At 64.0% G+C, this 19,304-nt stretch carries 16 protein-coding genes, 1 tRNA gene and 1 riboswitch; of the genes, 9 read left to right on the plus strand and 8 right to left on the minus strand.

Translation table 11 applies throughout. From position 1 onward, the window contains the following. Positions 1-155 precede the first annotated feature (155 nt). Together FGD77_RS11150 and gltX are read left to right on the plus strand one after the other, a co-directional pair. Entirely contained in the window at positions 156-860 is a 705-nt protein-coding gene (locus tag FGD77_RS11150; protein WP_255009578.1) for an NYN domain-containing protein, read from the plus strand. 68 nt (positions 861-928) lie between these two features. Further along, the gene (gene gltX / locus FGD77_RS11155) at positions 929-2,254 is read left to right on the plus strand and encodes a glutamate--tRNA ligase (RefSeq protein WP_255009579.1); all 1,326 of its coding nucleotides are present in this window, start codon (positions 929-931) and stop codon (positions 2,252-2,254) included. Here the strand turns inward: gltX and FGD77_RS11160 are convergent. Further along, the gene (locus FGD77_RS11160) at positions 2,251-2,826 is read right to left on the minus strand and encodes a gamma-glutamylcyclotransferase family protein (protein WP_255009580.1); all 576 of its coding nucleotides are present in this window, start codon (positions 2,824-2,826) and stop codon (positions 2,251-2,253) included. The genes gltX and FGD77_RS11160 overlap by 4 nt on opposite strands. Positions 2,827-2,947: 121 nt before the next feature. Then, positions 2,948-3,034, plus strand: a riboswitch (glycine riboswitch). 163 nt (positions 3,035-3,197) lie between these two features. On the opposite strand from FGD77_RS11160, the gene gcvT reads away from it, so the two are divergent. From gcvT to gcvP, 3 genes are all read left to right on the plus strand, one after another. Then, positions 3,198-4,322, plus strand: coding sequence for a glycine cleavage system aminomethyltransferase GcvT (gene gcvT, locus FGD77_RS11165; RefSeq protein WP_255009581.1), 1,125 nt, complete (start codon positions 3,198-3,200; stop codon positions 4,320-4,322). A 21-nt stretch (positions 4,323-4,343) separates the two neighbouring features. Further along, positions 4,344-4,703 (plus strand): glycine cleavage system protein GcvH, encoded by a 360-nt coding sequence (gcvH, locus tag FGD77_RS11170; RefSeq protein ID WP_255009582.1) that lies wholly within the window; start codon positions 4,344-4,346, stop codon positions 4,701-4,703. Positions 4,704-4,817: 114 nt separating this feature from the next. Further along, positions 4,818-7,667 (plus strand): aminomethyl-transferring glycine dehydrogenase, encoded by a 2,850-nt coding sequence (gene gcvP, locus FGD77_RS11175; protein ID WP_255009583.1) that lies wholly within the window; start codon positions 4,818-4,820, stop codon positions 7,665-7,667. A gap of 78 nt (positions 7,668-7,745) precedes the next feature. Here the strand turns inward: gcvP and FGD77_RS11180 are convergent, their stop codons facing one another. Together FGD77_RS11180 and FGD77_RS11185 are read right to left on the minus strand one after the other, a co-directional pair. Then, positions 7,746-10,259, minus strand: coding sequence for an ABC transporter permease (locus FGD77_RS11180; RefSeq protein ID WP_255009584.1), 2,514 nt, complete (start codon positions 10,257-10,259; stop codon positions 7,746-7,748). Then, positions 10,256-10,954, minus strand: a complete 699-nt coding sequence (locus tag FGD77_RS11185; RefSeq protein ID WP_255009586.1) for an ABC transporter ATP-binding protein — start codon at positions 10,952-10,954, stop codon at positions 10,256-10,258. The genes FGD77_RS11180 and FGD77_RS11185 overlap by 4 nt, the downstream gene beginning before the upstream one ends. Positions 10,955-11,032: 78 nt before the next feature. Here FGD77_RS11185 and FGD77_RS11190 point away from each other — a divergent pair, with 78 nt between their 5' ends. Further along, positions 11,033-11,680 (plus strand): arylesterase, encoded by a 648-nt coding sequence (locus FGD77_RS11190; protein WP_255009588.1) that lies wholly within the window; start codon positions 11,033-11,035, stop codon positions 11,678-11,680. A 69-nt stretch (positions 11,681-11,749) separates the two neighbouring features. Here the strand turns inward: FGD77_RS11190 and FGD77_RS11195 are convergent, their stop codons facing one another. The 3 genes from FGD77_RS11195 to ettA all read right to left on the minus strand — a co-directional run bounded on the left by FGD77_RS11195 (position 11,750) and on the right by ettA (position 15,133). Beyond that, a complete protein-coding gene (locus tag FGD77_RS11195) occupies positions 11,750-11,956 on the minus strand; it encodes a cold-shock protein (protein WP_138935166.1) in 207 nt (68 codons plus the stop codon). A 181-nt stretch (positions 11,957-12,137) separates the two neighbouring features. After that, the gene (locus FGD77_RS11200; protein ID WP_255009593.1) at positions 12,138-13,298 is read right to left on the minus strand and encodes a geranylgeranyl reductase family protein; all 1,161 of its coding nucleotides are present in this window, start codon (positions 13,296-13,298) and stop codon (positions 12,138-12,140) included. A 167-nt stretch (positions 13,299-13,465) separates the two neighbouring features. Next, positions 13,466-15,133, minus strand: a complete 1,668-nt coding sequence (gene ettA, locus FGD77_RS11205; protein ID WP_255009594.1) for an energy-dependent translational throttle protein EttA — start codon at positions 15,131-15,133, stop codon at positions 13,466-13,468. A 268-nt stretch (positions 15,134-15,401) separates the two neighbouring features. Here ettA and FGD77_RS11210 point away from each other — a divergent pair, with 268 nt between their 5' ends. Then, positions 15,402-16,025, plus strand: coding sequence for a nicotinate-nucleotide adenylyltransferase (locus FGD77_RS11210; RefSeq protein ID WP_255009596.1), 624 nt, complete (start codon positions 15,402-15,404; stop codon positions 16,023-16,025). Positions 16,026-16,098: 73 nt separating this feature from the next. Further along, a complete protein-coding gene (dacB, locus tag FGD77_RS11215; RefSeq protein ID WP_255009599.1) occupies positions 16,099-17,601 on the plus strand; it encodes a D-alanyl-D-alanine carboxypeptidase/D-alanyl-D-alanine-endopeptidase in 1,503 nt (500 codons plus the stop codon). A gap of 30 nt (positions 17,602-17,631) precedes the next feature. Here dacB and FGD77_RS11220 read toward each other — a convergent pair whose 3' ends face one another. Both FGD77_RS11220 and FGD77_RS11225 read right to left on the minus strand, forming a co-directional pair. Beyond that, positions 17,632-18,738, minus strand: a complete 1,107-nt coding sequence (locus tag FGD77_RS11220) for an NAD(P)/FAD-dependent oxidoreductase (RefSeq protein WP_255009601.1) — start codon at positions 18,736-18,738, stop codon at positions 17,632-17,634. A gap of 94 nt (positions 18,739-18,832) precedes the next feature. Beyond that, positions 18,833-19,069 carry a hypothetical protein gene (locus FGD77_RS11225; RefSeq protein ID WP_255009603.1) on the minus strand — a complete coding sequence of 79 codons (237 nt, stop codon included), beginning with the start codon at positions 19,067-19,069 and terminating at the stop codon, positions 18,833-18,835. 128 nt (positions 19,070-19,197) lie between these two features. Between FGD77_RS11225 and FGD77_RS11230 the strand changes: the two genes are divergently transcribed. Then, positions 19,198-19,271 (plus strand) — tRNA-Cys (locus FGD77_RS11230). Positions 19,272-19,304 lie beyond the last annotated feature (33 nt).

Consider the following 19,304-nt stretch of genomic DNA (forward strand, 5'->3'; position numbering starts at 1 on the left):
GCGCCACGTTCTAATCGCGCCGCCCGTCCGAGACCAGCCCCGCGCTCGTCTTTCATCGTTCCAAAAATACTCCTGCGCGTCACGCCTGAAACACGCGCGGGCGGCTTTCGCCCCGGGCCGCGATAGGGCATGAAGGGCGAAAAAGGAGCCGCCCAATGGCAGACCGCGATCGCACCCCCCTTTTGGCCGTCCTTATCGACGCCGATAATACCTCGCCCAAATGGACCAAGGCGATCTTTGAGGAGATCGCCGGCATTGGCGAGGCGTCGGTGCGTCGCTGCTACGGCGACTTTTCGTCCCAGCAGATGAGCGGCTGGAACAAGGTGCAGGCCGAATTCGGCCTTGTCCCGCATCACCAGCCTGCGAACACGGTGGGCAAGAACGCCAGCGACATCGCGCTGGTGATCGACGCGATGGACCTGATGCATTCGGGCCGCTTTGACGGGTTCGTGCTGGTGTCGTCCGACAGCGATTTCACCCGGCTGGCGTCCCGCATCCGCGAACAGGGGCTGGACGTCTTTGGCATCGGTGCGAAAAAGACGCCCGAGGCGTTCCGTCAGGCCTGCAAGCGGTTCATCTATCTGGAAAACCTCGGAGGCGCCCCCGAGGATACCCCCTCCAAACCCACCGGTCAGAACCTGACCGAGGCCCGCGATCTGCTGTTCAAGGCGATGGACAGCATCGATCAGGACAGCGATTGGTACGCGCTGGGCCGTCTTGGCCAGCAGATGACGGCTGCCAACCCTGATTTTGACACCCGCAGCTATGGCCACAAGAAGCTGAGCGATCTGATCGCCGCGATCAAGGTGCTGGAGACGCGCCGCGAGGGCAATCAGCTGATGGTCCGGCGGATGGACTGACCCCCCCCCCCAATCTGGACAACACGCGCGCCCTGTGACACATCGGCGCGACACGAGGAGCCGCCCAAATGACCATCACCCGTTTTGCACCATCGCCCACCGGCTATATCCATGTCGGAAACCTGCGCACCGCGCTGATGAACTTTCTCATCGCGCGCAAGGCGGGTGGCACGTTCATCCTGCGTATTGACGATACCGATCCTGTCCGCAGCAAGGAAGAATACGTCGATGCGCTGAAGGAAGACCTCGATTGGCTGGGCTTGCACTGGGACCGGGTCGAGCGCCAGTCCGAGCGGCTGGACCGCTACCACGACGCCGCCGACAGGCTGCGCGAAATGGGCCGGTTCTACGAAGCATTCGAGACCCCGACCGAACTGGACCTGAAGCGCAAGAAGCAGCTGAACATGGGCCGCCCGCCGGTCTATGACCGCGCCGCCCTGGCTTTGGACGACGCCGCGCGCGACAAGCTGCGCGCCGAGCGTGGGCCGGGCGTCTGGCGGTTCAAGCTGGACCAGCAGCGGATCGAATGGGACGATGGCGTGCTGGGCGATATCATCATCGATGCCGCGTCCGTCAGCGATCCGGTGCTGATCCGGGGGGACGGGCAGGTGCTCTATACGCTGGCCTCGGTTGTCGACGACACGGAAATGGGCGTGACCCATGTCGTGCGCGGGTCGGACCATGTGACCAACACCGCCACCCAGATACAGATCATCGAAGCGCTGGGTGGTTCAGTCCCGCAATTCGCACATCACTCGCTGCTGACCGGCCCGCAGGGCGAATCGCTGTCCAAACGCCTTGGCACGCTGTCCCTGCGCGACCTGCGCGCCCAAGGTGTCGAGCCTGCGGCGCTGCTGAGCCTGATGGCGCGTCTCGGCTCTGCCGATCCGGTCGAGTTGCGCACCGACATGGATGCGCTGATCGAGGGCTTCGACATCTCGCGCTTTGGCGCGGCGCCGACGAAATTCGACGTGGCGGACCTGTTCCCTCTGACGGCGCATTACCTGCAAGGGCTGGATTACGCCACGGTCAAGCCGCGCATCGCCGCGCTGGGCGTGCCGGACGATCTGGCGCCGCAATTCTGGGCGGTGACGCGCGACAACATTACCACCTTGGGCGATCTGGACGCTTGGTGGGCCATGTTCCGCGACGGCGCCGAGCCGGTGATCGAGGACGAGGATGCCGAGTTCATCGCTGAGGCAATGACGTTGCTGCCCGAGGGCAAGCTGGACGAGACCAGCTGGAGCGCGTGGACCACCGCCGTCAAGGAAGAGACCGGCCGCAAGGGCAAGGCCCTGTTCATGCCGCTGCGCAAGGCGCTGACCGGGCAGGCGCATGGGCCGGAGATGGCGCAGGTTCTGCCGCTGCTGCAAGTGATCCGCGCGCGCGGTTAGGCGCGGCGCATCTTCACGGCGAGACGGGTGAGCGCGGCATCGACGGTGTCGCGCTCCTCGCCGCTCAGGCGGCAGGCGCGCGGGTAATGGGGATCGGCGCGATCATCCAGCACAGGCGCATCCCACCCATCGGTCGTGTCGAAAAAGTGCTGTGCCCCGCCCGCGCCGAATTCGCGCAGGTATCCCTGCACGACCACATCGATATAGCTGAGCAGCAGATGATGGCCGTCACTGGCCGCATGATGGTGGTCGTCCGGCACGGAGTAGACGGCGATCTGTGGCCGGTGGGGCAGGGGATGGTCCACCATATGTTCAGCCGGGACGCGGTCGTACGCGCCCTCGCGGATATCCAGCGCGTGCCAATCGGCGTCAGGAACCGGGGCGATGAGGCCGTCGATCCAGCCGCCCGTTTGCCGCGACACTGACAAAAACGCCACCTCGCGCAGGTTTGTGGGTCGCCATGTACGCCGCCAGCCGTTCAGGCGCGCCGGATGCGCCTCCTTGAAGGTGTGGGTGTCGCGGTTCACCAGGCTGCCATAACCAAAGAAATAGGCATGTGCGGGGGCGTTCATGGGGCTGAAACCTTCCTGTTGGCCAGCCCAAGGAGTCGCGCAGAATGCGCCCGATTTCAAGGGGTGCCGCGCGGCGTGCAATTTCCCTTGCCGCTGTCAGCGCGGCATACTATCGTCTACATTGATTGGATAGGGAGAACCGGCAGCTGCCGGTGCCGAAGGAGCAACCGCCCCGGAAACTCTCAGGCGCACGGACCTTTGCAATCATCAGACTCTGGAGAGTGTCCCGGCAGCGGGGCCGCCGAAGGGATAGCGATCTCAGGCAGGCAGGACAGAGGGGGCATCGTGGCGCGGCCTGTTTCGGGCATTCGCGTCTTTGCGATGCCGACGTTGATCACCGTCAACCCGGCAGCCATGGCAGGAGGGCCGGTATGAGCGATCTGAAGGTGACGGTGCTGAACGCGCTGCATCGCGAAATGGGGGCCAAGATGGTTCCGTTTGCGGGCTATGACATGCCCGTTCAGTACCCGATGGGCGTGATGAAGGAACATCTGCACTGCCGTGCGCATGCGGGTCTGTTCGATGTCAGCCACATGGGTCAGGTCATCATCCGCGCGCCCGGCGGCTATGCCGAGATTGCCGCAGCGATGGAGGCGCTGGTGCCGGTCGACGTGGCCGGCCTTGCCGATGGGCGGCAACGCTATGCGATGTTCACCAACGATGCTGGCGGGATCGAAGACGATTTCATGATCGCGCGGCGCGGGGACGAGATGTTCGTCGTGGTCAATGCAAGCCGTAAGGATGCCGACATCCCGCGCATGACTGAGGCGATGACCGACTGCGAGGTGATCGAAGTGACGGATCGCGCGTTGCTGGCGTTGCAAGGTCCGGACGCCGAAGGCGTGCTGGAGGCGCTGGTGCCCGGCGTCGCTGCGATGCGGTTCATGGATATTGCCGTGTTGCCGTCCGACTATGGCGACGTGTGGCTGTCCCGCTCGGGCTATACCGGCGAGGATGGCTATGAGATTTCGGTCAAGGAAGGCCGCGCCGAAGAGCTGGCGCGCGCGCTGCTGGCGCATGACGCCGTGGAGCCCATCGGTCTGGGCGCCCGCGACAGTCTGCGGCTGGAATCGGGGCTTTGCCTTTATGGAAACGACATCGATGCAGGCACCACCCCGGTCGAGGCGAATCTGGGCTGGGCCATTCAGAAAGTGCGCCGGTCGGGTGGGGACCGCGCAGGCGGATTCCCCGGCGCCGATGTGATCCTGCCGCAGCTGGTCTCGGGCGCGGATCGCCGCCGCGTCGGGCTGTCCCCCGAGGGCCGCGCGCCGATCCGCGCAGGCACCGCGCTGTTCGCGGACGAGACTGCGGAAACCGCCATCGGCACTGTCACCTCCGGCGCATTTGGCCCCAGCATCGAGGCCCCCATGTCGATGGGATACGTCACCAGCGATCTGGCCGCGCCGGGAACAGTGGTTTACGGTGAGGTCAGGGGCAAACGCCTGCCTGCCAAAGTGGTGGCGCTGCCCTTTAAACCTGCAAACTTCAAACGCTGATATCCAAGGGAGATCCCAGGCATGAAATTTACCGAAGAACACGAATGGCTGCGCGTCGAAGATGATCTGGTCGTCGTCGGCATTACCGAACACGCCGCCGAGCAGCTGGGCGACATCGTCTTTGTCGAACTGCCCGAGGTCGGCACCGAAGTTGTCAAGGATGACGATGTCGTCGTCATCGAAAGCGTCAAGGCCGCCAGCGACATTCTGGCCCCTATCGAGGGCGAAATCGTCGAGGTGAACGATGCGCTGACAGACGCGCCCAGCACCGTCAACGAGGATGCCATCGGCAAAGGCTGGATGTTCAAGATCAAGACCGACGATATGAGCCAGCTGGACGAGATGATGGACGAGGCGGCCTACAAGAAATTCATCGGCTAGGCGCCTTTGGCCTGCCGGCGGACGCGCGCCGCGCGGGAGTATTTTCTGGAACATTGAAATTGGGTGGGGCGCATTTGCGGCCTGCCCCGTTTTCCGAACCCGATGGAGTGTGACATGACGTTCGAGCCCACCGACTATCTGCCCTATGATTTCGCTAACCGGCGCCATATCGGCCCCTCGCCCGAGGAAATGGCCGAGATGCTCAAGGTTCTGGGGGCCGACAGCCTCGATGCACTGATCGACCGGACGGTGCCCAAGGCAATCCGGCAAAAGGCGCCGCTGGAGTTTGGCAAGGCCAAATCCGAGCGCGAGCTGTTGCATCACATGCGGCGCGTGGCGGGCAAGAACAAGGTTCTGGTGTCGCTGATCGGCCAAGGTTATCACGGCACGGTCACGCCGCCGGCGATCCAGCGGAACATCTTTGAAAACCCTGCGTGGTACACTGCCTATACGCCCTATCAGCCCGAGATTTCGCAGGGCCGCCTTGAGGCGTTGCTGAACTTCCAGACGATGATCAGCGACCTGACCGGGCTGGAAATCGCCAACGCATCCCTGCTGGACGAATCAACGGCCTGCGCCGAGGCGATGACCACCGCGCAGCGTGTGGCAAAATCCAAGGCCAAGGCGTTCTTTGTCGACCGCGATTGTCATCCGCAGAACATCGCGCTGGTGCAGACCCGCGCGGCGCCGCTCGGGATCGAGGTAATTGTCGGCAATCCGGACAAGATGGAGGCGGACAAGGTGTTCGGTGCGCTGTTCCAGTACCCCGGCACCTACGGCCATGTGCGCGACTTTACCGATCACATCGCCGACCTGCACAAGCACGGTGCCATCGGCATTGTTTCCGCTGATCCGCTGGCGCTGACCCTGCTCAAGGAGCCGGGCGCGATGGATGCCGATATCGCCGTCGGCTCGACCCAGCGATTTGGTGTGCCCTTGGGCTATGGCGGCCCGCACGCGGCCTATATGGCGTGCCGGGATGAGTATAAACGCGCGATGCCGGGGCGGCTGGTGGGCGTTTCCATCGACAGTCACGGCAACCGCGCCTATCGCCTCGCGCTTCAGACGCGCGAGCAGCATATCCGCCGCGAGAAGGCGACCAGCAACGTGTGCACCGCGCAGGCCCTGCTGGCGGTGATGGCGTCGATGTATGCCGTGTTCCATGGCCCCAAGGGCCTGAAGGCCATCGCCCAGCGTATCCACCGCAAGACGGTCCGTTTGGCCAAGGGATTGGAGGCGGCCGGGTTCCAGGTGGACCCGCAGGCGTTCTTTGACACGATCACCGTCGATGTCGGACCGCTTCAGGCTGCCGTGATGAAATCCGCGCTGGATGAGGGCATCAACCTGCGCCGCGTGGGCGAGACGCGTGTCGGCATCGCGCTGGACGAATGTACCCGGACGAAGAACATCGAAAGCGTCTGGCGTGCCTTTGGCATCGAGCACGAGGATGACGATTTCAAGCCTGAATACCGCGTGCCCGAAAACATGCACCGCAAGTCCGATTTTCTGACGCACCCCGTGTTCCATATGAACCGGGCTGAAACGGAAATGATGCGCTACATGCGCCGACTGGCCGACCGCGATCTGGCGCTGGACCGCGCGATGATCCCGCTGGGCAGTTGCACGATGAAGCTGAACTCGGCGGCGGAAATGATGCCAGTTACCTGGCGCGAATTCTCGCGGATGCACCCATTTGTGCCGCGCAATCAGGCCGAGGGATATCACGAGTTGATCAACGATCTGAGCGACAAGCTGTGCTTGATCACCGGCTATGACGCGATTTCGATGCAGCCCAACTCGGGTGCGCAGGGCGAATATGCCGGGCTGCTATCCATTGCCGCGTATCACCGCGCGAACGGGCAGGGGGACCGCAATGTCTGTCTGATTCCGACCAACGCGCACGGCACGAACCCCGCCAGCGCGAACATGGTTGGCTGGAAGGTCGTGCCGGTCAAATGCAACGCGCGCGGCGATATCGACATGGAGGATTTCCGCGCCAAGGCCGAGAAACATTCGGAGACACTGGCCGCCTGCATGATCACCTATCCCAGTACGCATGGCGTGTTCGAGGAAACGGTGATCGACGTGTGCAAGATCACGCATGAGCATGGTGGCCAGGTCTATATCGACGGGGCCAACATGAACGCGATGGTCGGGCTGAGCCGACCGGGCGATCTGGGCGGGGATGTCAGCCACCTGAACCTGCACAAGACTTTCTGCATCCCGCATGGCGGGGGCGGCCCCGGCATGGGACCGATCGGCGTCAAATCGCATCTGGTCCCGCATCTTCCGGGCCATCCGCATACCGGCGGAACCGAGGGGCCGGTGTCCGCCGCGCCCTATGGTTCACCGTCGATCTTGCCGATCTCATGGGCCTATATTCTGTTGATGGGCGGCGAGGGGCTGACTCAGGCTACGCGTGTGGCGATCCTGAATGCCAACTACATCGCCAAGCGGCTGGAGGGGGCGTATGACGTTCTGTACAAGGGTGAAAACGGGATGGTTGCGCATGAATGCATCCTCGATACCCGCCCCTTTGCCGATAGCGCGCATGTGACGGTCGACGATATTGCCAAGCGTCTGATCGATTGCGGGTTCCACGCGCCGACGATGAGCTTCCCGGTTTCGGGTACGCTGATGGTCGAGCCGACCGAAAGCGAGACAAAGGCCGAGTTGGACCGTTTCTGCGATGCGATGCTGGCGATCCGCGCTGAAATTCAGGACATCGAGGACGGCAAGATCGACGCCGAAAACAACCCGCTGAAGAACGCGCCGCACACGATGGAGGATCTGGTCCGCGATTGGGACCGGCCCTACACCCGCGAACAGGGTTGCTTCCCTCCCGGTGCGTTCCGGGTGGACAAGTATTGGCCGTCGGTGAACCGTGTCGATAACGTTTATGGCGACCGGTATCTGATCTGTTCCTGCCCGCCGATGGAGGATTATGCCGAAGCGGCAGAGTAGCATTTTCGCTGCACTCAACTGATCTGGAAAAGCGGGCCTTGCGGCTCGCTTTTTCGTATCTGCGAACGACTCGGTCGCCTACTCCCTTGACCGCAATACCTGCGCAGGACGCGCGGCGAGCGGCCTTAGAGCAAATATGAGTGCCGTGACCAAGGTGACCAGCACGCCCGCCGCCACGATCAGCAATGCAGGCCGCCACAGCACGGCATATGTCACCTCCAGCACGTAGTGGCTGACCGCCCAACCGCCCAAGGCGCCGGCCCCGATGGCGACAATGCCCGCCGCCGTGCCAAGCAGTATCGCGCGTATGGCGAGGCTGGCCATAATCCTGCCGCGCGACGCGCCCAGCGTTTTCAGCACGGCCGCCTCGTAAATCCGCGCCCGCTGATCTGCCGCCGCCGCGCCGATCAGCACCAGAAATCCGGTCAGCAGCGTGACTGATGCACCCCATGACGTGGCGGCGGCCAGTCCGGCCAGCAGGGCGGCGACCCGGTCGATGGCGCTGCGCACGGAGATGCCGGTGACGTTGGGCCAGGCGTCCGAGACGCTGCGCAGGATGCGCGCTTCGGCCTGTTCCTCGGCATAGACGGTGGCGATGGCGCTGTGCGGCGCCCCCTCCAGTGCGGCGGGGTTCATCACCATGATGAACCCGATACCGGCGGTGGAAAAATCGACCTCGCGCAGGCTGGTCAGGGTCGCGGTGATGTCGCGGCCAAGGATGTTGACGGTGATCTCGTCGCCCAGGGCCAGCCCCATTTCGTGCGCCTCTTCGGCAGCAAAGCTGATTTGCGGCGGGCCATCATAGTTTTCGGGCCACCATTCGCCGGCCTCGAGCGGGCCAGCCGCCTGCGCCGCATAGGTTACGCCCCGGTCGCCGTTCAGCACCCAGTGATCGCCCGCGATCTCGGCGGCGTCCTGTCCGTTGATCGTGGTGATGATCCCGCGCAGCATCGGCGCGCTATCGACGCGGGCAACTGCCGGATCGCCCTGCGTCATCTCCAGGAATCCCGGCAGTTGATCCGCTTGCAGGTCGATAAAAAAGAATGACGGCGCGCGTCCCGGCAGATCGTTTGAGATCGAACCGCGCAGTGTGCCGTCGATTTGCCCGACCGCCGCCAGCACCGTCAGCCCAAGTCCCAGCGACAGCATCGCAGGCGCCGCCGTACTGCCCGGCCCGCCGATGGCGGCCAGCGCCCAGTGCAGCGCCGGGCGCCCCCGCGCCCATGGCCGCGCCAGCCGGGCCAGCGCCCGCACAAGGGCTGCCGCCAGCCCAAGGATCGCCAGCGCGCCGATGATGCCGCCCGCCGTCCATAGCGTCAGCGCCAGATTGCCGGAAAACCAGACCGCCGCCCCCAGCAGCGCAGCCAGAAGCAGCGCAATCACAACGAGGAACGGCCAGCGGGGCAGGGTGCGCGCGTCGGCGCCGCCGTCGCGAAACAGGCTGGCTGCGCGGATATCCTGCACGCGCGACAGAGGCGCCAGCGTAAAGATCAGCACCGCCAGAACGCCATAGATCAACGCCTCGACCATGGGCTGCGGGTAGAGCGCAAAGTCGGCGGGCACGGGCAGATGCGCCTTGATGACCGGCGCCAGCAGCACTGGCAGCCCGGCCCCCAGCAGCACGCCGAAGATCAGCCCCAGTACCGCCAGCGCGCCGATTTGCAGGAAATACGTGGCAAGGATCGTCGCGCGGTCGGCGCCCAGCGTGCGCAAGGTGGCGATGGTGGCGGTCTTGGTTGCCAGATAGGCGCGAAGGGCCGCCGAAATGCCGACGCCGCCCACCGCCAGACCGCTGAGGCCAACCAGCACCAGAAACGCGCCCAGCCGGTCAACAAAGGCCTTGATGCCGGGCGCACCGTTGCGGGCATCGCGCCATTTAATGCCGCTGGTGCCCAGTTCCGCCTGCGCCGCAGCCTCCAGCGCGGCCAGATCCGCGCCGTCGGGCAGATCCAGCCGATACCGCGTGCTGAACAGCGTGCCCGCCGTGAGCAGCCCCGAGGCGTGCAGCGCCGACGTGCGCACCATGCTGCGCGGCCCGAGGGCAAAGCCGGCGGCGGCGCCGTCCGGCTCGTCCACCAGCGCGGCCATCAGCACGAAATCCTGACCGCCAAGGCGGAATATGTCGCCCGGTTTCAGTTCCAGCCGTGCCATCAGTTGCGGCGCCATGACGCCGCCGGGCAGGCCTGCTTGCCCATCCAGCGCCGTCGCCAGCGGCATCGCCGGGTCCAGCCCGGTGGTGCCAACCAGCGGATAGGCCGCATCGACCGCCTTGACCTGCGTTAGCGCGCGGTCGCCGTCCGGGGCTATCGCAAGGGACCGGAAATCGACGATTTCCGAGACGCGGGTGGCTTGCGCGTCGATCCAGTTCCGCTCTGCGGGGTCTGCAAACCGGTAGGTCAGTCCGATTTCGGCATCGCCGCCCAGCAGAACGGCGCCCTTGCTGGTCAGTCCCGCTTCGATACTGGCGCGGATCGTGCCGACGGCGGCGATGGCCGCAACGCCCAGAATGATGCAGGCCAGAAGGATGCGGAACCCGGCAAGCCCCCCGCGCAACTCACGTCCTGCCAGACGTGCGGCGGCGCGCAGGCTCATGCCGATTGCCCCGCCTCAATGCGTGCGGCCTCGATACGTCCGTCGCGCAGGGCGACGATCCGGCTGCAACGCGTTGCCAGTTCGGCGTCATGCGTCACCAGTATAAGTGTCGCACCATGTTGCGCGCTGAGGTCGAACAGCAGGTCGATGATCGTCGCGCCGGTGGCGCTGTCCAGGTTCCCGGTCGGCTCGTCCGCCAAGATCAGCCGGGGCCGGGGCGCCGTGGCACGGGCCAGCGCGACGCGCTGCTGTTCGCCCCCTGACATCTGCGAGGGGTAGTGCCCCGCACGCGCAGACAGACCAACGGCGTCCAACTGCGCGGCGGCGCTGGCTGCGGCATCCGGCACGCCTGCCAACTCCAGCGGAACGGCGACGTTTTCCAGCGCGGTCATGGTCGGGATTAGGTTGAAGGACTGAAACACCACCCCCATAGCGCCCCGGCGCAGCCGTGCCAGCGCGTCCTCGTCCAGCCTGTCCAGATCCTGCCCCAGCGTGGTGACGCGCCCGGCGCTTGCCCTCTCCAGCCCGCCCATCAGCATCAGCAGTGACGATTTGCCAGATCCCGACGGGCCAACCAGTGCCAGCGACTCGCCGGGGGTAATATCCAGTGAAATATCCCTGAGGATCTCGACCTGGCCCGTGCCCGATCTAAGTGTCAGTCCAACATTATGTAACGACACGATGGAAGAGGTCATGAAATGCGCCTGTCGATAAGGGGATGGATCACATATGGGGTTGCTTGCCTCGGGGGCAAGGCGGCGTTGGCGGGTCTTGTGATAGGTGCAATGGTCTGCGGCGGTGCTGCTGCCGATGATGCACAGGCGCCCGGCGAGATACGCGTCATGGCCTTTGGCGACAGCCTGACGGCGGGGTATGGTCTGGCGCGTGACGATGGGTTCGTCCCGCAGCTAGGCGTCTGGCTACGCGAGAACGGCACGCCGGGCGGTGTGCCGGTGCGTCTGATCAATGCGTCCGTGTCTGGCAGCACCACGGCGGGCGGCGTGCGGCGTATAGACTGGGCGCTGGGTGATGCGCCCGATGCGATGATCGTCGAGTTGGGCGGCAACGATCTGCTGCGCGGTGTCGATCCGGCTGAAACGCGCGCGAATCTGGAACAGATCCTGTCAAAAGCCGCTGAAAAAGATATCGAGGTGCTGCTGGTCGGCCTGATCGCCAAGAACAATTACGGCCCCGACTATCGCGCGGCCTTCAACGCGATCTATCCCGACCTGGCCCAGAAATACGGCACGCTGCTGATGTTGGATTTCTTTGCCGCGCTGCCCGATGCGACGGGCGACCTGGTGCCCAATGTTCAGAACGACGGCACGCATCCCAACGCCAAGGGGGTTTCCCTGATCGTCGAGGATATCGGGCCGCAGGTGCAGGACCTGATCGCGCGCAGCGCTGAAAATGCAGAATGACAGGCGCAGCGTCCAGACACGAAAAAGGGGCCCCGCGGGGCCCCGATTTACCACTTGTCGAACTCAGGCTTATGCCAGAGCGATGTTCGATGCCGATTCGCGACCGTCACGGCCTGCTTCGATGTCGAATGTCACTTTCTGGTCGTCTGCCAGGCCGGTCAGGCCCGCACGCTCGACTGCGGAGATGTGCACGAACACGTCCTTGCCGCCACCATCGGGTGCGATGAAGCCGAAGCCTTTAGTTGAGTTGAACCATTTCACGGTGCCATTGGCCATATCCGTAACTCCTTGGTATTTGCTGCCCGCGTTGGTGCGGCAGCCCGGCTAGTCAGTGCAAGATCGAGTGCCTGTGCCGTAAGGAGCAGATGGTCGATAGTGGTAACGTCGCAAAGTGCAATATGGCGCACATTCAGCGATTCTGCAAGACCTAAGCATTCCGCCGCGCCGAGGTGACAATTTACCGGTGTTTCAGGTAGCGCAGCGCAGTGCCGGGCAGGCGGCGCAGCACCAACAGGCACAGGCCCGGATATTCAACCTCGCCGGCCAAAAGACGCAGATACGCGCCCTTCAGGACAGACGAGCGGGCAAAGGCGTGGCAGAATAGCGGATTCAGCCGGGGGGCAAAGATCAGCGGACGCAGACAGACCGCCATGCGCAAGCCGCGGTGCAAGGGCCGCAGTGCGCGGCGGTAACGGGGCAGGGCGGTATGTGGACGACCGCTTGCAATGGCGGCTGCCGCTGCGGCACCTGCCGCCGCGCCCGATTGCAGCGCATGCGCGATGCCCTCGCCGGTGATCGGATCGACCAGCCCCGCCGCATCCCCCGCCAGCAGGACACGGTCCCGGCCCGGCATGCGCCTGAAATCCCCGAAGGGCAGGAAATGGCCCTTGACCGGGCAGGGGCCATCATTCCCCAGCGCGGCACGATAGGCGGACAGCCGCGCCTTAATGTCCGGGTTCGGCGTCTGTAGCCCGCCGACGCCGATGGTGGTGCTGCGCGTCTTGGGAAAGCGCCAGCCGTAGCCCCAGCTGGCGGCGTCGAAATCGATGCGAATCATGTCCGAGGCAGGGCCTGCCGGCGCCTCGATCTCCAGTGCGAAGCCTATGCGCGCCGGATCGAACGCCCGCCCGAACAGCGCGCGCGCCACGGCGCTGTTCACCCCGTCTGCCCCAATCAGGATTTGACCGCTCAGGAGGGTGCCATCCTCCAGCGTGACCGAAGGCGTTTCGGTGTCGATCTGATCGATGCGTCGTCCGGTGAAATCCGCGACACCCTCAGCCAGCGCAAGGTCCAATAGATGCGCGTCCATGTCCCAGCGCATCGTCAGATAAAGCGTTGGGGTTCGCTCGACCGCGCCGAGCTGCGTGCCATCTGCGTAGAAGGCAATCTCGCGATGGGGTTGAAAAAGGTCCGGGTCCAGTTCGCCGCCGAAGATCTCGCGGTATTGCGTGCGGGCCCGCCCCGTCACCAGCCCGCCGCACAGTTTGGCGCGCGGAAATGCCGCCTTGTCGATCAGCGCGGTACTCAGGCCCGCGCGCCGCGCCGTCATGGCGGCGGCAGCGCCTGAAGGACCGGCGCCGATGATGAGAACGTCGAAGGATTGGGGCGCGCGGGGCATGGATATGGCTTTAGGCGATTTTGGCCCGTCGTGAAAGGGAGGTTCAGCACGGGCAGCTATGGCACAAGTGGCGCCGCTGCAAGGTGAACGCGCGCCCGTTTCGGGGCGCGCGTCAAGTGCGGATGTCAGGCTGGCGGGCCTAGCTCAGAGCGATATGCGCTCGCAAATTACCGCGCGAACTTCTTGTGCTTCATGCGCTTGGGCTCCAACGCATCCTCGCCGAGGCGACGCTTCTTGTCTTCCTCGTAATCCTCGAAGTTGCCCTCGAACCACTCGACATGCGCGTCGCCTTCGAAGGCCAGCATATGTGTGCAGATCCGGTCGAGGAAGAAGCGGTCGTGTGAAATCACCACGGCGCAGCCGGCGAAATCGACCAGCGCATCCTCAAGCGCGCGCAGCGTTTCGACGTCCAGATCGTTGGTCGGTTCGTCCAGCAGCAACACGTTGCCGCCCGAGCGCAAGAGACGCGCCATGTGAACGCGGTTCCGCTCGCCGCCCGAAAGCAGCGATACCTTTTTCTGCTGATCGCCGCCCTTGAAGTTGAAGGCGCCGCAATAGGCGCGCGCGTTCACTTCGGCGTCGCCCAGCTTGATGATATCCTGACCGTCGGCGATTGCCTCCCATACGTTATCGTTGGGGTTCAGATCGTCACGCGACTGGTCGACATAGCTCAGATCAACCGTTGTGCCGAATTCGATGGTCCCGGCGTCGGGTTCTTCTTGTCCGGTCAGCATCTTGAACAGCGTCGATTTACCGGCGCCGTTCGGGCCGATCACCCCGACGATGCCACCCGGCGGCAGCGAGAAGCTGAGGTTTTCGATCAGCAGCCTGTCGCCCATCGCCTTGCGCAGGCCCTCGACCTCGATCACCTTCTGCCCGAGGCGCTGACCGTTCGGGATGACAATCTGGGCGCGGGCCAGTTTTTCGCGCTCGGACTGGCCTGCCATCTCGTTGTAGGCGTTGATGCGCGCCTTGGATTTGGCCTGCCGCGCCTTGGCGCCCTGACGCATCCATTCCAGTTCGCGCTCCAGCGTCTTTTGCTTGGACTTGTCTTCGCGCGATTCCTGCATCAGGCGCTTGGCCTTCTGCTCCAGCCAGGCTGAATAATTGCCCTCATACGGGATGCCGCGACCGCGGTCGATCTCTAGGATCCAGCTGGTGATGTCGTCCAGGAAATAGCGGTCATGGGTGACGATCAGGATTGTGCCCTTGTAGGCCATCAGGTGCTGTTGCAGCCAGGCGATCGTCTCGGCATCCAGGTGGTTGGTCGGTTCGTCCAGCAGCAGCATGTCGGGCGCCTGCAACAGCAGCTTGCACAGGGCGACGCGGCGTTTTTCACCGCCCGACAGGCTGTCGATATCGGCGTCATCCGCCGGGCAGCGCAGCGCGCCCATCGAGATGTCGATCTGGCTGTCCAGATCCCACAGGTTTTCGGCGTCGATCTGGTCCTGAAGGGTCGTCATCTCCTCCATCAACTCGTCGGAATAATCCTCGGCGATCTGCATTGCGATTTCGTTAAATCGCTCCAGCTTGGCCAGTTTGGTGGCGACGCCCAGCATCACGTTCTCGCGTACCGACATGGATGCATCCAGCTGCGGCTCCTGCGGCAGATAGCCGACGGTCGCGTCCTTGGCGGCCCATGCCTCGCCGGTGAAATCCTTGTCTATGCCGGCCATGATTTTCAGCAGGGTCGATTTGCCCGAGCCGTTGACGCCGACGACACCGATCTTCACGCCGGGAAGAAAGCTGAGATGAATATTCTCAAAGCATTTCTTGCCGCCGGGATAGGCCTTGGACACGTCTTGCATGTGATAGACGTACTGATTGGCTGCCATGATCGCGCTTTCCGTTCTGAGAGGGCCGTCCGGGACGGCCAAGGTCAGCGCTCATGTAACCGTCCGGACGGGTGAATTCAAATGAAGTTATCGCTTTGGCGATCGGCGCAGGCTATCCAGCTGCCCGTGGGGGCGATGCCGTCGGCAACCACCTGAAGCCGCAGCAGTGCGCAGAGTCGGCAGGCCATGACACCGCGCTTGATATATCGGGTGGCTTTCGCGCCGCTTTCTGATAGGAAAATCAACGAATTTTAGGAGTTTGTCGGCCATGTCCGCCCCTGCCACGCATCCCAATGCGCGCATCGTGCTGCCGCCCTGCCGACGCGGCCATGTGATCGGCCTTTTGGGCGGCTCGTTCGATCCGCCGCATGCGGGGCATGTCCACATCACGCGCGAGGCGCTGAAACGGTTCGGGCTGGATGCCGTCTGGTGGCTGGTCAGCCCCGGCAATCCGCTTAAAGAGCGCGGCCCGGCCCCGCTGGCGCGGCGGATGGAGGCATCGCGCGCCATCATGCAGCATCCCCGCGTGCATATCAGCGATTTCGAGGCGCAGATTGGCGCGCGCTACACTGCCCGGACACTGGCGACGCTGCGCGCGGCGCGGCGGGATCTGAATTTTGTCTGGCTGATGGGGGCGGATAACATGGCGCAGTTCCACCTTTGGCAGGATTGGCGTCAGATCATGGAAACGGTCCCGATCGGCATCCTCGCACGGCCCGGCGCGCGGCTGGAGGCGCGCGCATCGGTTGCCGCGCGCATGTACGAGCGTGCGCGCGTTCCCACGAGCCATGCGCGCGGGTTGGGACGCATGCAGGCACCGGCGTGGTGCTTTGCCAATGTGCCGATGCTGGCGCTGTCCTCGACCCGGCTGCGCGAGGCGGGCGCGTGGTAGGGCGCGAAAACGTGAGCAATGCGCGTTCAGATGATGATTGCAGGCGCCGCGCCTCTTGGATTAAATCCCGCCCATGACGTATTCCTTTTCCAGACGGCTGTTCCTGGGCGGCGCGCTGTCGGCCCTTGCGGCGGCGGGCCATGCCGGCGCGCCTGCCGTATCATTGCGCCCGCAACTGCGCCCCAAGGGGCTGGTCGGGCCGGATGGCCGCCCGCGTCCGCCAGAGGCGCAGGATCTGATCGACGCCGCACGGCTGGACGGCAAGGTCGGCTATGCGGTTATCGACATGCGCAGCGGTGCAACGCTGGAGGCGCGCAATGGCGCCACGGGGATGCTGCCCGCCAGCGTGACCAAGGCGATTACCGCCCTTTATGCGCTGGATGCGCTGGGTCCCACCTACCGGTTCAGCACGCGGTTGGTGGCGACGGGGCCGGTCAATGACGGCTTCATTCAGGGCGATCTGGTGCTGGTCGGTGGCGGCGATCCGGTGCTGGACACAGATGCGCTGGCCGGTATGGCCCAGCAGTTGAAGGCGGCAGGCGTGCGCGGCCTGACCGGCGATTTCCGCGTTTTCGGCGGCGCGCTGCCGTTCGAGCGGTTCATCGACGCAACGCAACCCAATCAGGTTGGCTATAACCCGGCAGTGTCGGGGCTGAACCTGAATTTCAACCGGGTGCATTTCGGGTGGGAGCGCGCGTCGAGCGGCTATACGGTAACGATGGAAGCCCGCTCGGCCAAGTTCCGCCCGGCGGTGCAGGTCGCGCGGATGATGGTCGAGGACCGCTCCGGGCCGATCTATACCTATAGCGACGGCGGCGATCACGACCAATGGACGGTCGCGCGGTCTGCCTTGGGCAAATCGGGCGCGCGGTGGCTGCCGGTGCGCTATCCCGACAGCTATGCCGGGGAAGTGTTTGCCAGTCTCGCGCGGGCGCAGGGGATCACGCTGGAGCGCGCCAAGGTGCAAGCCGCCGCGCCTTCGGGCGAGACGCTCGTCAGCCACCACAGCGATCCGCTGCCCGTTATCCTGAAGGGGATGCTGAAATACTCCAATAACCTCACCGCCGAGCTGGTCGGCATGACTGCGACCGTGGCGCGGGTGGGGCGCGCCGATTCGCTGGCCGCCTCGGCGCGTGAAATGACGGCATGGGTGCGCGCCGATCTGGGAATGGAGGGGGCGACGCTGGTCGATCATTCGGGGCTGGGATCAGCCTCGCGGGTCAGTGCGCGCGCGATGGCGCGGATGCTGGTCGCGTCCAGCCGTCACGCCGCGCTGCTCCCGATGCTGAAACCCTTTGTTATGCGCAACGCAGATGGCCAGCCCGACGCCCGCCACCCCATAAACGTAGAGGCCAAGACCGGCACACTGCATTTCGTCAGCGCACTGGCGGGCTACGCGACCGGCCCGTCCGGACGGCCGCTGGCCTTTGCCATCTTCACCCATGATGCGGGCAGCCGCGTCGGTCTGGAGACCTCGAACGACGACCGCCCACCCGGCGCGGCCGCATGGAACCGCCGCGCCAAGAAACTGCAACAAGCCCTGATCGAGCGCTGGAACGCCGCCTACGGCGTCTGATCACCTTACTTGTGGCATGATGCCGGATCTCTACAGTCCTTCGGCCACCCAATCGGCGATAGCCAGCGACGATGTCAGCCCCGGGCTTTCGATGCCAAATAGGTTTACCAGCCCCGGGATGCAGTGGCGCGCTGCCGTATCAATGCGGAAGTCCCGGGCAGGGGCGCCCGGACCGGACAGCTTGGGGCGGATGCCGCAATAGCTGGGGTGCAGGTCATCCGCTGGAAGGCCGGGCCAATAGGCTTTGATCTTCTGCGCAAAAACCGCCCGGTTTGAGGCATTGACGGCGTAGACCGGTCTGTCGATCCACTCCACATCCGGCCCAAACCGCATGCTGCCAGCCAGATCGAGCGTCAGGTGAACGCCCAGTCCCCCCGGTTCCGGGACCGGATAGACCAGATGAGAGAATCGCGGTCGCCCGGACAGGGTGAAATAGCTGCCTCTGGCGAAATGCGTCTCGGGGATATGTCGCGGGTCCAGCCCGTCGATCCGACTGGCAACCTCGCTGGCCCAAAGGCCCGCAGCATTGACAAGCTGGCCTGCCTTGAGTTCGAAAACCTCGCCACTTTGCCGATCCTTGGTGACGATTTCAAAACCCTTCCCAGTCGCGCGTATCGACAGAACCTGAGTGTTGAGGCTGAGCATGGCGCCCTTAGCCTCGGCATCGCCGAGCAATGCCAGCATCAGCGCGTGACTGTCGATGATACCCGTCGACGGCGACATCAGCGCCGCCTTGCAGCGCAGGTCAGGTTCCAGCGTGGCAACCTGCGCGGCGTCCATCAGGTGTAAATCGGATACACCGCAATCTGCGGCCTGTTTACGGATCTCCCCCAGCCTTGCGACCTGAGCGGATTCGGTGGCGACGATCAGCTTGCCGCATTGGCTGTGCGGAATGGCCCGCGTGCGCGCGTAATCGTAGAGCAGCGCGCGCCCCTCGACGCATAAACGCGCCTTCAGGCTGCCCGCAGTGTAGTAGATCCCCGCATGAATGACCTCTGAATTGCGCGAACTGGTTTCGGTGCCGAACGCGCCCGCCTGCTCGAGTATCAGAACTTCCTTGCCGGATTCGGCCAACCGCCTCGCAATTGCAAGCCCGACGACACCGGCGCCGACAACGATATATTCAACTTTGTCCATGACTGCGGTGCCGAAACAGGCTCTTCAAGGGTTTTCGGATCGTCGATGACCGCTGTCTGTTTCGCAAGGACGATTTTGCAATTGTTTAGAATATTTACCTGATCGGCTGGCATTCAGAATGCGCGGCGTCGATCGCCTTGCGCTGGAGAATATTGCCAGCTGCGCCTTCCTCTCCGATTTTATCAGTGACCCAGGTGATGAGACCGCCGGATGCAGCTGTCATGGGGCCATGGCAATGATCCGCCTGAATATCGGCAAGGCGGGCCAGCGGACGTGGGCAAGGCAATCGTCGAAAAGCGTTAAGATATTGATGGAAATTATATATCTGCATCACCGCCCCCCCTTACCGGGAAGGTACGGCAAACAGTGGATGCAAGAAGAAAGTAGCGGCCATTGGGATAACTCGCATAATACCCCCTTGCGGCCCACGTCCGAAAACCCTAAGAAAACCGTGGCTTCGGCGAGTTGGCGGAGTGGTTACGTAGCGGATTGCAAATCCGTGCACAGGGGTTCGATTCCCCTACTCGCCTCCAATGTTTTCAGTGACTTATGATTTTGCGGACGAC

The sequence above is a fragment of the Roseovarius sp. M141 genome (genome assembly GCF_024355225.1).
Classification (GTDB): Bacteria; Pseudomonadota; Alphaproteobacteria; order Rhodobacterales; family Rhodobacteraceae; genus Roseovarius.